The 13,914-nt window shown below is 49.8% G+C and carries 13 protein-coding genes; 4 read left to right on the top strand and 9 right to left on the bottom strand.

Going from position 1 to position 13,914, the window contains the following annotated elements; all coding sequences use genetic code 11:
• Nucleotides 1–16: 16 nt before the first annotated feature.
• The 7 genes from purH to BUC22_RS06435 all read right to left on the bottom strand — a co-directional run bounded on the left by purH (nucleotide 17) and on the right by BUC22_RS06435 (nucleotide 9,761).
• Nucleotides 17–1,549: a bifunctional phosphoribosylaminoimidazolecarboxamide formyltransferase/IMP cyclohydrolase gene (purH, locus tag BUC22_RS06465; RefSeq protein WP_013379513.1), complete on the bottom strand. Its 1,533-nt coding sequence runs from the start codon at nucleotides 1,547–1,549 to the stop codon at nucleotides 17–19.
• A gap of 48 nt (nucleotides 1,550–1,597) precedes the next feature.
• A complete protein-coding gene (gene purN / locus BUC22_RS06460; RefSeq protein WP_013379512.1) occupies nucleotides 1,598–2,218 on the bottom strand; it encodes a phosphoribosylglycinamide formyltransferase in 621 nt (206 codons plus the stop codon).
• Nucleotides 2,215–3,243, bottom strand: coding sequence for a phosphoribosylformylglycinamidine cyclo-ligase (purM, locus tag BUC22_RS06455; protein WP_013379511.1), 1,029 nt, complete (start codon nucleotides 3,241–3,243; stop codon nucleotides 2,215–2,217). Before purM ends, purN begins: the two co-directional genes overlap by 4 nt.
• A gap of 13 nt (nucleotides 3,244–3,256) precedes the next feature.
• Entirely contained in the window at nucleotides 3,257–4,645 is a 1,389-nt protein-coding gene (gene purF, locus BUC22_RS06450) for an amidophosphoribosyltransferase (RefSeq protein ID WP_038350727.1), read from the bottom strand.
• A gap of 147 nt (nucleotides 4,646–4,792) precedes the next feature.
• A complete protein-coding gene (purC, locus tag BUC22_RS06445; protein WP_013379508.1) occupies nucleotides 4,793–5,500 on the bottom strand; it encodes a phosphoribosylaminoimidazolesuccinocarboxamide synthase in 708 nt (235 codons plus the stop codon).
• A gap of 34 nt (nucleotides 5,501–5,534) precedes the next feature.
• Entirely contained in the window at nucleotides 5,535–6,029 is a 495-nt protein-coding gene (purE, locus tag BUC22_RS06440) for a 5-(carboxyamino)imidazole ribonucleotide mutase (RefSeq protein WP_013379507.1), read from the bottom strand.
• Nucleotides 6,030–6,047: 18 nt separating this feature from the next.
• Nucleotides 6,048–9,761: a phosphoribosylformylglycinamidine synthase gene (locus BUC22_RS06435; RefSeq protein ID WP_013379506.1), complete on the bottom strand. Its 3,714-nt coding sequence runs from the start codon at nucleotides 9,759–9,761 to the stop codon at nucleotides 6,048–6,050.
• A gap of 200 nt (nucleotides 9,762–9,961) precedes the next feature.
• Here BUC22_RS06435 and BUC22_RS06430 point away from each other — a divergent pair, with 200 nt between their 5' ends.
• From BUC22_RS06430 to BUC22_RS06420, 4 genes are all read left to right on the top strand, one after another.
• On the top strand, nucleotides 9,962–10,657 hold the full coding sequence (locus BUC22_RS06430; protein ID WP_013379504.1) for an MBL fold metallo-hydrolase: 696 nt from the start codon (nucleotides 9,962–9,964) through the stop codon (nucleotides 10,655–10,657).
• Between the two features lie 320 nt (nucleotides 10,658–10,977).
• A complete protein-coding gene (locus BUC22_RS22600; protein WP_367651004.1) occupies nucleotides 10,978–11,235 on the top strand; it encodes an AbrB/MazE/SpoVT family DNA-binding domain-containing protein in 258 nt (85 codons plus the stop codon).
• Nucleotides 11,236–11,354: 119 nt separating this feature from the next.
• Entirely contained in the window at nucleotides 11,355–11,711 is a 357-nt protein-coding gene (locus tag BUC22_RS06425; protein WP_013379502.1) for a bacterial transcriptional activator domain-containing protein, read from the top strand.
• 13 nt (nucleotides 11,712–11,724) lie between these two features.
• Nucleotides 11,725–12,330: a hypothetical protein gene (locus BUC22_RS06420; RefSeq protein WP_013379501.1), complete on the top strand. Its 606-nt coding sequence runs from the start codon at nucleotides 11,725–11,727 to the stop codon at nucleotides 12,328–12,330.
• 56 nt (nucleotides 12,331–12,386) lie between these two features.
• Here the strand turns inward: BUC22_RS06420 and hdhA are convergent, their stop codons facing one another.
• The gene (hdhA, locus tag BUC22_RS06415; protein WP_013379500.1) at nucleotides 12,387–13,175 is read right to left on the bottom strand and encodes a 7alpha-hydroxysteroid dehydrogenase; all 789 of its coding nucleotides are present in this window, start codon (nucleotides 13,173–13,175) and stop codon (nucleotides 12,387–12,389) included.
• Between the two features lie 121 nt (nucleotides 13,176–13,296).
• Complete coding sequence (locus tag BUC22_RS06410) at nucleotides 13,297–13,914, bottom strand: RNA polymerase sigma factor (protein WP_013379499.1); 618 nt, start codon at nucleotides 13,912–13,914, stop codon at nucleotides 13,297–13,299.

The raw sequence follows: 13,914 nt of genomic DNA, 5'->3' as shown, positions 1-13,914 counted from the left end.
CGTTTCTCCTCTGAGCTTAGCTGTGTTTAAAGTGGCGCATGCCTGTAAATACCATGGCAATGCCGTTTTCATTACAGACCTTGATGGAGTCTGCGTCGCGTCCTGCGCCGCCCGGCTGGATAATGGCTGTAATGCCTGCCTTGGCCGCTGCGGTAGCGCAGTCGTCAAACGGGAAGAAAGCGTCCGATGCCAGCACAGCACCCTTTACCTTTTCCCCGCCGTGTTCAATGCAGTTTTCCAGCGGCCAGATCCGGTTAACCTGTCCTGGTCCGTTGGCGACCATACATTTATCCTTGGCCAGGGTGATGGCGTTGGATTTGGTATTCTTAACAGCCTTCCAGGCAAAGAGCAGGTCTTCCATTTCCTTGTCGGTAGGCTTGCGGTCTGTGACTACCTCCAGCTTTTCATAATCTTTGGTATCACGTTCCTGGATTAACAGGCCGCCAAGTACTTTTTTGGTTTCATAGCCTGGTTCGCTGTACAGAATATCGTCCAGCTTGAGCACACGGAGGTTTTCCTTGGTGCTCAGCACTTCCAGAGCTTCGTCGGTATAAGCTGGCGCTACAATGACTTCCAGGAAGATTTCAACCATCTGTTTTGCCGTATCCGCGTCAATCTCACGGTTTGACGCGATGATTCCGCCGAAAATGGAGGTTGGGTCCGCTTCATAGGCCTTTCTGTAGGCTTCTGAAATGGTTTCGGCACTGGCCACACCACAGGGATTTGCATGCTTAACCGCAACGATGGTCGGTTCGTCAGTGTATTCCTTCAGGATTTCAAGGGCACCGTTGGTGTCGTTGATATTATTGTAGGATAATTCCTTGCCCTGAAGCTGTTCAGCAGCTGTCAGAGCACCCCTGGTCACGCCGATTTCCTTGTAGAACGCCGCCTTCTGGTGCGGATTTTCGCCGTAGCGGAGATCCTGCACTTTTTCGTAGGTCATGGTGACGGTATCTTTTAAAACATCACCGCCGACACGCTTTCTGAGGAAATCTGAGATCATGGTATCATAGGCCGCAGTGGTTTCAAAAACCTTTAACGCCAGACGGTAACGGGTGTCATAGCTGGTAGCGCCGTCCTTTTCCAGTTCGTTTAATACAACGTCGTAATCTTCCGGGTCTACGACAACCGTAACGTCGTTAAAGTTTTTGGCAGCTGAACGCAGCATGGTCGGTCCGCCGATATCAATATTTTCAATGCAGTCCTCAAAGGCAACCCCTTCCTTCAAGATGGTGTTTTTGAAAGGATACAGGTTGATGACCAGCAGGTCGATGGGTGTGATGCCCAGTTCTTTGATCTGTCTCTGATGGTCTTCATTATCACGGATATTTAAGATACCGCCGTGAATCTTGGGATGCAGGGTCTTGACGCGGCCATCCAGGCATTCCGGAAAGCCTGTTACGTCGGAAACGCCGATAACATCCACACCCGCTTCACGCAGGGCTTTTGCGGTACCGCCGGTGGACAAAATTTCCCAGCCCATACCGGCCAGCTTCTGTGCGAATTCAACAATACCCGTTTTGTCTGATACACTGATTAAAGCTCTCATAGTTTCTCCTCCAAGTTTTTGATCGTTTTATTTAAACCGCAGCAAACCCTATTGTTCGCTGGTTATCTTTGTTTTTCTGCCCTCCACGGTTATGTGGCCCAGACAGTACTGCTCCACCACCCAGGGCAGCAGTGTGTGCTCAATTTCAAGCACCTTTTTCTGAATGGATTCCGGTGTGTCATCGTCCGCAACCTCAACGGTTTTCTGAGCGATGATCGGGCCTGCGTCCGCCTCCTCATTGACAAAATGAACCGTTGCGCCCGTGACCTTAACGCCGTAGTCAATGACCGCCTCATGCACATGCAGCCCATAATATCCCTCACCGCAGAAGGATGGGATCAGGGCTGGGTGGATATTGACAATCTTATTGGGGTAGGCTTCCACAAAGGCCGGGGTAATGATCTTCATGTAGCCTGCCAGCACGACCAGCTCAACGCCTTTATCCTTTAAGGTTCGGATAATCTCGGCATTGAAGGCGTCGTAATCCTCAAAATCCTTTTCCAGCACCACAGCAGTTGGTATCCCGCTGTTCTGCGCTCTTGTCAGACCATAGGCTTCCGCGTTGTTGGCAATGACAACGGCGATTTCGCCCGATTTATGATGAACCCTGTCGATGACGGCCTGGAGGTTTGTCCCTCCGCCGCTCACCAGTACGCCTATTTTTGTCATAATATAATCTTTTCGTCGCCCCTGACCACTTCGCCAAGAACCACAGGCTTTTCACCCTTATCCTTTAAGGCCTGCACAAAGCCGTCCGCCTGATCCGCCGGCAATGCGGAAACCAGTCCGATTCCCATGTTAAAGGTAGAGTACATGGCTTCATCTGTGATATTGCCCGCTTCCTGAATAAACTTGAAGATTGGCAGGGTATCGATGGCAGCGGTGTCCACCTTGGCACACAGGCCCTCCGGAATCATTCTCGGAATGTTTTCGTAGAAGCCGCCGCCGGTAACGTGGCTCATGCCTTTAACGCCGTAAGGTGCAAGCAGATCCTCAACGGCCTTGACATAGATACGGGTCGGGGTGAGCAGCGCTTCACCCAGGGTGCCGCCCAGCTCGTCAACCTTCGTATGGACATCCATCTTCAGGTCCTTAAAAAGCAGCTTGCGCACCAGTGAAAAGCCATTGCTGTGAACGCCGGAGGACGGCAGGCCGACCAGAACGTCCCCTTCCGCGATGCTCTGACCTGTGATGATTTCATCCTTTTCGACAACGCCAACGGCAAAGCCGGCCAGGTCATAGTCATCCAGACTGTACATATCCGGCATTTCAGCGGTCTCGCCGCCGATCAGCGCCATGCCGCCCTGGACACAGCCCTCAGCCACACCGCTTACAATCTGCGCGATTTTTTCCGGATAATTTTTGCCGCAGGCAATGTAATCCAGGAAAAACAAAGGTTTTGCCCCCTGGCATAAAATATCATTCACACACATAGCCACCGCGTCAATACCGATGGTATCATGCTTATCCATCATGAAGGCAATCATCAGCTTGGTGCCGACGCCGTCGGTACCGGAAACCAGGACGGGCTTCTTGTAGCCCTCGGGCAGCTCGATCAAACCGCCGAAGCCTCCTAAATGAGATAAAACATATTGGTTAAACGTTCTTTGAACGTCTGCTTTCATTAACTTGACAGATTCATAACCAGCCTCGACATCTACGCCTGCTGCCTTGTAAGCATCTGTTTGTGCCATCTTTTCTCTCCTTTTAATCATCTTTTTTTAAGACAGGGACTTCCATGGGGTAGTCGCCGTCAAAACAGGCCCGGCAGTACTCTGTGCCGCCTCCGACGGATTCGTTTAAGCCGTCGAGGCTGATATAGGCCAGTGAGTCCGCACCCAGAATCCCGCGGATTTCTTCCACCGATTTCTTGGCGCCGATCAAATATTTACGTTTTGGGGTATCAATGCCAAAATGACAGGTATGGGATACCGGCGGACTGGTCACGCGGAAATGCACTTCCTTTGCGCCGCCGCTTCTCAATATTTCAACAAGCCGTTTGGAGGTTGTCCCCCTTACGATGGAGTCGTCAATAATGACTACCCGCTTACCCTCAATGGTATCTCTCAGCGGATTCAGCTTCAGACGCACGCCTTCTTCACGCAGCTTCTGGTTGGGCTGGATAAAGGTCCGCCCGCTGTATTTATTTTTAATCAGGCCCATGCCATAGGGAATGCCTGATTCCTCCGCGTATCCGATGGCTGCCGGAATACCGGAATCCGGTACACCGATCACCACATCTGCCTCCACAGGGCTTTCCCTGGCCAGGATACGCCCAGCGGTATGGCGGGCCTGGTAAACACTGCGCCCTTCCATGACAGAGTCGGGACGCGCAAAGTAAATCTGCTCAAAAATACAGGCTCTCTTGCTGGCCCAGTTATTCTGCCCATAGCTCTGAATACCATTTTCATCAATGACGACAATTTCACCCGGGTTCAGGTCGCGAATCAGCTCGCCGCCAATGGCGTCGATGGCACAGCTCTCAGAAGCGAGCATGTACATGTCATCTTTTTTGCCAAGGCAGATCGGACGCAGGCCGTATGGGTCGCGGACACCGATGAGCTTATCCTCCAGTGTGATCACCAGCGCAAAACCACCCTTGATGATCTCGACCATACGCTGGATGGCCTCAATCACGCCGTGGCGCAGGCCCCTTGCCAGAATATCAACCATGACCTCTGTGTCGATGGTGGTCTGGAAAACAACGCCGGAATCCTCCAGCATATCCCTCAGGGCCTTATCGTTTACCAGGTTGCCATTGTGAGCCAGAGCAATCTGGGTCGATTTCAGGCTGACCGTTAACGGCTGGGCGTTGGTCACGCCGCCCTCGCCTGAGGTCGAATAGCGCACATGGCCGATTCCCAGGTTCCCCTTCATGGATTTCAGGACATTCCCCTTAAAGACATCTGCCACAAGGCCGAGATCCTTATGGGTTGTGATCCTGCCATCACGGTTAACCGAGATGCCCGCACTCTCCTGCCCCCTGTGCTGAAGCGCATACAAGCCATAATAGATATAAGAAGCGCAGTTTGTCTCACGACTCTTACAATACACACCTACGACGCCACATTCGTCATGAAATTTGTCTTCTCTCATTGATTCGTTCTTCCTCCAAAAATGGAATCATGCTGTCATCCATTGAAACACACTCTATACCGTATTCCGTAAATATTTCTTTGGAGCAGGCGCTGTTTTGCGCCAGCTCCGTACAGTCTGTTGACAAATCGTAATGAGTACGGGCGATTAGCCGTTGACTCTCTTTAACATTTCTTCGTAAGCTTCTTCAATACCGCCGAGGTCACGTCTGAAACGGTCCTTATCCAGTTTTTCTCCGGTGTTTACATCCCAGAAACGGCAGGTATCCGGTGAGATTTCGTCGGCCAGAACAATCTGTCCGTCGTTGGTTTTACCAAACTCAATCTTGAAGTCGATCAGGTTAATGCCCTTTTCCAGGAAGTATGCTTTCAAAATCTCATTGATCTTCATGGTCATTTCGCGGATAGCGTCCAGCTCTTCCTGGGTTGCCAGCTTCAGGGCAGTGGCATGATTGTCGTTGATGACTGGATCGCCGTAGTCGTCATTCTTATAGCAGAATTCAAAGATTGGGGCTTCGAGAGCCTGTCCTTCTTCAAATGGAAGGCGCTTGCAGATGGAACCGGCAGCGGTGTTGCGGATGATCACTTCCAGTGGGAAGATGGTAACAGCCTTAACCAGCTGTTCATTGTCTGACAGCAGTTCGATGAAATGTGTCGGGATACCCTTTTCTTCGAGCATTTTGAAAATGGTGGCAGTCATTTTATTGTTGATGACGCCCTTGCCCACAATGGTGCCTTTTTTTTCGCCATTTCCTGCGGTCGCATCATCCTTGTATTCGATGATAAACTGGTCCGGATCTTCTGTTTTAAAAACTTTTTTTGCCTTGCCTTCGTATAACTGTTCTAATTTCTGCATTTTAAATACCTCTTTCTATATTTGAAATAATGAATTAACCATTAATCTTAGCCTGAAGCTTTTCATTCTTAGCCGCTACTTCTTCATCCAGTGTTTCTTTGTAGGCTTTCATCTTTTCACGGATTTCAGGATACTTGATGGAAAGCATCTGGGCTGCCAGGATACCGGCATTTTCAGCGCCGTTTACCGCAACAGTGGCAACCGGTACACCGGATGGCATCTGCACGATGGACAGTAAGGAATCCAGGCCGCCCTGGAAAGAGGTCTGAATAGGGATACCAATAACCGGAAGCGGGGTAAGCCCTGCCATAACACCCGGTAAATGAGCTGCTTTACCGGCAGCGCCAATGATCAGCTCAATGCCGTTTTCTTCGGCAGAACGGACATATGAAAAAATCTTGTCCGGATTTCTGTGTGCTGAAATTACCTCAGCGTCATATTCAATATCAAATTTTTCCAAAGCGATCAGGCATTTTTTAACAACATCAAAATCCGAGTCGCTGCCCATAATAACTGCAACTTTTGGCATAATTGTATTCTCCTTCTTTTACTTGAAATATTCAACACCGGATTTAAAGATCAGCTGATCCTTCTCACCCGGAATGTTTTTATATAATCCCTTTCCGATACGTTCGGAATGACCCATTTTACCCAAAATACGCCCGTCTGCGCTGGTAATCCCTTCGACCGCACAGGTAGAACCATTGGGGTTAAAAGCGCCGTCCATGGTGGCGTTGCCGTCAAAATCGACATACTGGGTCGCAACCTGTCCCTTGGCGATGAGTTCTTCCATCACCGCGTCACTTGCGATAAAACGGCCTTCGCCGTGTGACATTGGAATCCGGTAGGTCTCGCCTACCTTGGCGCCCGCCAGCCACGGCGACAGGTTTGAGACCACCTTTGTCATTGGAATGGTGGACACATGGCGGCCAATGGTATTGTAGGTAAGGGTCGGCATTTCAGGCTCAATATCCACGATTTCGCCGTAGGGTACCAGCCCAAGCTTGATCAGGGCCTGGAAGCCGTTACAGATTCCAAGCATTAAGCCATCGCGGTTTTTAATGAGCTCCATGACCGCGTCCCGGATTTCTGGGTTTCTGAAAACAGCCGCGATGAATTTACCCGAACCGTCTGGCTGGTCACCAGCGCTGAAGCCGCCGGGAATCATGATCATCTGGGACTGTCTGATGGCGTCTGCCATTTCCTTGACGGATGCCGCGATGTCGTCTGCTGTCCGGTTTCTGAACACTACGATCTCCGGCTTGGCACCGGCATTCTCAAAGGCTTTAGCGGTGTCGTACTCACAGTTCGTCCCTGGGAATACCGGGATAAAGACCTGGGGCGCCGCGAATTTTTCTTTGGCGAAAGTGACAGGGCCGCCAGTATATTCGATCTTCTGAACCTTGCCCTCTGTTGTCTTGCTTTCCGGGTAAACACTGCGCATGGCGCTTTCCCACACTTCGATCAGTTCGTCCATATCCACGCTTTCCCCTTTGCAGGTGATGGCGGAAGCATCTGTGGTCTTACCAATGAGCTCAGCGTCGTCCAGAGTTTCGGTGGTTTCCACGATAATGCTGCCGTAAAGCGGGGCAAACAGGCGCGCTTCATCAATGTCTGCAATATCCACGCCGATCTTGTTTCCAAAGGCCATCTTAGCCAGAGCGTCGACCAGGCCATTGGCCGATACCGCTTTGGCAGAGAGCAGCTTGCCCTCAATGTTCAGGCCGCGGATACGGTCGTACATGGCCATTACCTTATCATAGTCAATGAGCTTATTGTCATCCTGTTCCACCTCAAAGAGGTACAGGCTGGAGCCCGTCTTTTTCAGTTCATTGGAGAGAACATTCTGGACCTTATCCGCTTCTACAGCAAAGGAGATAATGGTCGGTGGAACTGTCATATCCTCAAAGGTTCCGGACATACTGTCCTTACCGCCAATGGCAGGAATGCCAAAGGCCTTCTGGGCTTCAAAGGCACCCAGAAGCGCTGCAAAAGGCTTGCCCCATTTTTCGGGGTCCTTGTTCAGACGCTCAAAATATTCCTGGAAGCTCAGGCGGGCTTTTCTGAAATCACCGCCCATGGCCACCATTTTGGACAGGGATTCAAGCACACAGTAAATACCGCCGTGGAACGGGCTCCACTTGGATAATTCCGGTGTGTAGCCGTAAGTCATAATGCTGCAGGTGGTGGTATCCCCGTGAATTACCGGAATTTTAGCCGCCATACCATCCTGAGGTGTCAGCTGGTACTTACCGCCATAAGGCATAACCACCGTCCCCGCACCGATGGTGCTGTCAAACATTTCGGCCAGGCCTTTCTGACTGGCGGCGTTCAGGCTGCTGAGCACTTCCTTTGTTTTACGTGTGAAATCAATGGTTTCCGCTTCTTCGCAGAGCGTTTCCGGTTCCTTAACCAGAACATCGGCGTACTGGGCAGCCCCGTTGGTGTTCAGGAAATCTCTGGAAAGGTTCAGAATTTCCTCGCCGCGCCATTTCATGACCAAACGTCCGGTGTCGGTGACAACCGCTACCTGGGTAACCTCCAGATTTTCGGCGTTGCCCATCTCAATAAAATGATCGACATCCTCTGCCGCGACGACAACCGCCATACGTTCCTGGGATTCCGAGATCGCCAGTTCGGTTCCGTCAAGGCCTTCATATTTCTTCGGCACCTTATCCAGATCAATATCCAGACTGTCTGCCAGCTCGCCGATGGCTACCGATACGCCGCCCGCGCCAAAGTCGTTGCAGCGCTTGATCATACGGGCCAGATCACCGTTTCTGAATAAACGCTGGATCTTACGTTCCTCAACCGGGTTCCCTTTCTGGACTTCAGCGCCGCTTTCATGGATGGATTCCTCGGTGTGTGCCTTGGAGGAGCCTGTCGCGCCGCCGCAGCCGTCGCGGCCGGTTTTGCCGCCGACCAGAAGAATGACGTCCCCCGGCTGCGGACGTTCACGGACAATATTTTCCTTAGGCGCTGCCGCGATAACCGCGCCGACTTCCATACGCTTGGCCAGGAAGCCCGGATCATAGACCTCGACTACCTGTCCGGTGGCCAAGCCGATCTGGTTCCCGTAGGAGCTGTAGCCATGAGCCGCTTCCTGAGAAATTTTACGCTGGGGCAGCTTGCCCGGCAGGGTATCCTCAATCGGTGTTCTCGGGTCCCATGCACCAGTAAGGCGCATGGCCTGGTAAACATAGCTTCTGCCAGACAGCGGATCTCGAATCGCGCCGCCAAGACAGGTCGCCGCGCCGCCGAAGGGCTCGATCTCTGTGGGATGGTTGTGGGTTTCGTTCTTAAACATGAGCAGCCAGTCCTCGTCCACACCGTCGTGGTCAACCGTCATATTGACACTGCAGGCGTTGATTTCCTCTGACTCGTCCAAATCCGGGATCAGTCCGCGTTTTTTGATTTCCTTAGTGCCGATCACCGCCATATCCATAAGGGTCATGGGGCGGTCAGTATCTTCTCCGTAAAGGGCATCACGGGTCGCGTCGTAGCTTTCAAAGGCTTTTTCAACCGCTTCCGTTACCGGTCCGCGCTCAAAGTCAATGGCTTCAATACAGGTTGAAAACGTCGTGTGACGGCAGTGATCAGACCAGTAAGTATCAATAACCTTCAGCTCTGTCAGAGATGGGTCACGCTTTTCATCTTCTTTATAATATTTCTGTACAAACGCGATGTCCGCCCCGCTCATGGCAAAGCCCATCTTTTTACGGTAAGCCTCCAGGGCTTCCGCGCTAAAATCAGTAAAGCCCTCTATCCTCTCAATGTCTGCCGGCTGTTTGATTTTATCCGTCAGAGTATCTCTTGGTCCGAGATCCGTTTCCTGAGAGTCTACAGGGTTGATCATGTATTGTTTAATTTTTCCAAGTTCTTCGGTGCTCACATCGCCCTTAACCGCAACGACCTTCGCAACCTTAATTAAAGGCTTTTCGCCTGCTAAAATTTGAATACACTGAGCCGCTGAATCTGCATGCTGGTCGTACTGACCCGGCAGGTAGGAGGTGGCAAAAACCTGTTCCTCCGGTCCAAAAGCCATGGTGTCTTCATAAATGTTGTCTACATTAGGCTCTGAAAAAATGGTCCGTTTAACATTTTCTAAGAGCTCTCCCTCTAATCCTTCAACATCATAACGGTAAATGATACGAATACTGCTCAGACCTTTAATGCCTAAAATGCGCTGAAAAGTCTGTGCCAGTTCCTGAGCCTCAGTATTGAAGCCCGCTTTTTTCTCTACAAAAATTCGTTTGATCACTACTCTTCCACCTTTGTTTAATGATACTTGTATTTTACTATTTCCGAACTTTATTTTCAATGGTTTTTAAAACGTTCGGATACCTTTTTGAGACGTAAACATTTTCAGATTTCTTTTCTTAAAGATTGAATAACCCCTCCATCACCTGGGCATAAGTATGGTATAATAAAAGTAAATTTATGATTAACCGGAGGCATTTTATGAAAATTATTTATCTTCATCACAGTGGCTTCATCGTAGAATTAGAGCGCATGACACTGATCTTTGATGCGATCACGAATATTCCACCTCATTTTCTGAGAAAAGGTCGGAAAAATTACTTCTTTGTTACCCACAGCCATCAGGATCATTTCTCACAAAAGATTCTTTCCTATGGCAGCGACTATGACACCACCTACATTTTCAGCGATGATATCCCTGAAAAGGGAGGACGCGATATTCATTACATCGCGCCTTACCAGAAAATAAGCTTTCCAGGCATCGAAATTGAAACCTTTGGCTCGACCGATCTGGGTGTTTCCTTCTTTGTTCAGGCCGAAGGCAAAAATATTTTCCATTCCGGCGATTTAAACTGGTGGGACTGGGACACCGCATCACACCCCAATATTAACCCCGAGGTCGAGGAGCGTGACTTTAAAGCAGTGATCCAGAAAATCGAGGAACAGATCGGCAAGCACAAAATGGATGTGGCCTTTGTCCCGGTGGACTCCCGCCTTGGCGGTTCGGCCTGCCGCGCTGCGGAATACTTCATTGACAAACTGCACCCCAAGGTCCTGATCCCCATGCATTTCTGGGAGGACTTCTCTGTTATCCGCACCCTGGCAGACCGCGAGACTGGCAGTGGCACTGAAATCCCACTCTTTGAGGACCGCAATGTTGTTATTGGTAACTATTAATAGTATAAATAGCGGAGGCTTAACAGCCTCCGCTATTTTTATGTTTTAAGTATTTTCTAAGAGTATAGAAACATGGTGGTATTTATTGCTATTATTGTAAAATTCTCATATTTTAGTGTAAATTTTTAAATTTTTATTGTGTAAAAAGGTAATAAAAGCGACAAAACCTGCTCGACTTACTGTGAATTCGTTAAATTCTGAAATTCTTCAAAAAAACTTCCAATTTCTGCTGATATAATACAATTAGTATGTTATTTTAATAATGCGTGCAGAAAAAAGCCAAACTTTATTAATAATAACAAGAAAGGGACCTTCATATTATGAATATAAAATTCAGGGAACGATCACAAATCACACTGCCTGCTTCGGTGGTAGAACAATTAGAGCTTCAGACAGGCGACGCGCTGGAATGTGAAATTATTGGAAATACCATCTGCCTGATACCTGTCAATCATCCCATGAAAAAAAACGGATTCTCCAGTATGCCGGTAAACCCTTTATCTCTCAGAAAACCGATAAGCTGCTGGCCGTCTTCTGCTTTGGCCCCCTGCGCATCTTTTACGCACAGAAGCCCCTGATTCTCCAGTCCAGAAAGGCAGAGGAGCTGCTAACCCATCTGGTCTGCCAGAAGGGCACACTGATCTCAAAGAAAAAAATCGCTGAAACCATCTGGCCCGGCCGCACAGAAAGCCAGGCCATGTACTGCCTGTACAAAACACTGGAATGGTTTAAAAACCTGCGCCAACAGGGTATCGACATTCCCCTCATTACTCAGCGCGGAACCCTGGGGTTGGATACCTCTCAGGTCTACAGTGACCTCTGGGAGTTTGAGCTGCTGTATCACAAACGATCAGAGATCGAAAACTGCCAGAGAGCAGCCGATCTCTATGTTGGACCATTACTGGCCGGAGCTCCTTACGACTGGATATCCCCCCTTGAAGCTCATTATGAGCTGGCCTGCGCTGAGCTGCTTGAGACACTGGTTCAGCAGTGTAAAGAAACCAGCCAGCTGAATATCTATCAGAAAAAACTAAAAATCATAACCGAACCCTAAAGGAGAAGATTAAATGCCAAAATACATCCAACAAGACCAACCTTATAACTGTGGCGCCTTTTCCATTGCCTATCTGCTGTGGGAGCTTGAACACGACACTTGTCCGTTTGAAAATCCTGATGACGCCATTGCGTATGCAAACAAAATCCACAATCAAACTAAATTTGGGGACAGCATTCACGAGTTCAGCTATCCCCTTAGTGGCGTGATGACCGCCGATTATTGCTCTCCCATCAAAATGGCCGATTATCTTAGAAAATGCGGGCTTAAACCAACCTGTCTTATGCCTATTGATCCGCCGTTTATTGCGCTCATCCGATCTGTTAATACCCACGGACTAAAGCCCCTGTTCAATTTTACCTGCGAAGACCCGCTAAAGGCCCTGCAGCCAGGGCAGTACACCATCAGCATTACAAGCAACACCCTTGATCTGACCGCCTGCGATATGCTCCTCCACTATATCCTTATAAAAAAACAGGAGCAGAAGTATCCCTGTCCCTGCACAGTTTACGATCCCATGAACGGTGAAGAAAAACCTGATCAGATCTTTACTGTCGGAGACCCCATCGCAGGGAGCAGCTGGCTCTATACTGGCATTTTAATGACCATTACACCTTAATCCTCTATGCACGCAGAAAGGCACCGCTGTCAAAATCAGCGGTGCCTTCTTTTAGTTTACCCCTTCACTGCGTCTGCATACTCTGGGGTACCGATGCCGAAGCCACCAGCTACATCCAGAATATGTCCGGTAATGAAGGAGGAATCGTCACTCGCCAAAAACAGCACGGCGTTGGCAATATCCTCCGGCTCGCCCACCCGGCCAAGGGGTACATGGCGTAAAAATGCCTTTTGAAAATCGCCGGTCATACTCTTCTTGACTGCATCGGTGCCGATCATCCCCGGCGCTACCGCATTACAGCGGATATTTTTGCTGCCGAACTGCAGGGCAATGGCTTTGGTCAGGTAGTTAATCGCCGCTTTGGACACCCCATAGCCCAGCCTGGAAACATCTGGTAAAAGCCCCCCGATGCTGGATATATTGACAATATTGCCGCCGCCATGACCAGCCATGTAGCGAATCGCCGGTTTACAGGGCAGGTATACACTGCCGATATTTTTTTGCAGAATATCGAAAAACGCGTAAGGGTCCCCTGTCAAAATATCAAAATCCTTGGTGGGAATCCCGATCCCAAAGTTATTCACCAGAATATCTAGGCGCCCCTCCTCCTTTGCAACATGCTCTACCATTACATGATATCCCTCATAATCAAAGGCATTAAAGGGGTGGAACTTCACATTCAGTTTCTCCTCGCTGCATTCGGCCAGGGCCTTTTCCGCCAGTTCATCCTCCAGTCCCGCAATATAAACCAAAGCACCATTTTGAGCCAGTTTTTTCGCGCTCGCCAGACCAATGCCAGCGGTTGCGGCTGTCACAATGGCTACTTTATCTTCTAATTTTTTCATACAGATTTACCTCCATGTTTAGCATGCACTTATCATAGCACCTGACCACAGGAAAAAAAAGCCTTTTTCCATTTCTTGAAGCTTTCTTGAAGAATGCAGCTGCCCTTTTCTATAAGTTGTTTCAAGTCCTCTTTTTGACCAATTCTTTTTTGGACGGCACCCCGGTCAGCCGCTTTCTCAGGATGTCCAAAAGCCTTCGGTGGCGGTACTGGACTGTGCTGTAGCCCACCCCCAGGCTTTGGGATGCGCCTCTTATTGTCTGCCCCTGCCCATAGACAGCTCTCAGCAGAGCCAGCTCCTCAGGGGTGAGCTCACCAAGAGCTTCTGACAGGGCTGCCAGCTCCTCCCGGTGAGTATAGTTTCCCATGATGTCGGCCGACAAATCCGGCAGGGTATCAAACAGTGTTCCTTCATCCTCCTCACGGCTGGCGCCGTCGCCGGAGATGTCCCGCACCAGACGCCGCCAGCACTTTCTGCGTTTATTTTGCAGTGACCGGTAAAGATAAGTCTTAATATAGGCGGCAAAGCCGCTGCCCCGCGTGCCGTCATAACACCTGATGCCCTCCAGAAAAAAGAGCCGCGCATCCTGCAGGCAGTCCTCAAAGCTGTAATTCTCTGGCCGGGCCTTATCCGCCGACGCAAGCATCAGAGGGCGGAACATACGCTCCAGAAAAGCCATGGCTTCTCCATCCCCCTTTTGCGCGCGAAGCACCCACCGGTCAATTTCTTTATAATCCAT

Origin of the sequence: Eubacterium callanderi, from assembly GCF_900142645.1 — a bacterium.
Classification (GTDB): Bacteria; Bacillota; Clostridia; order Eubacteriales; family Eubacteriaceae; genus Eubacterium; species Eubacterium callanderi.
Note: the sequence above shows the minus strand (reverse complement) of the source record. Positions and strands in the feature narration are given on the sequence as shown.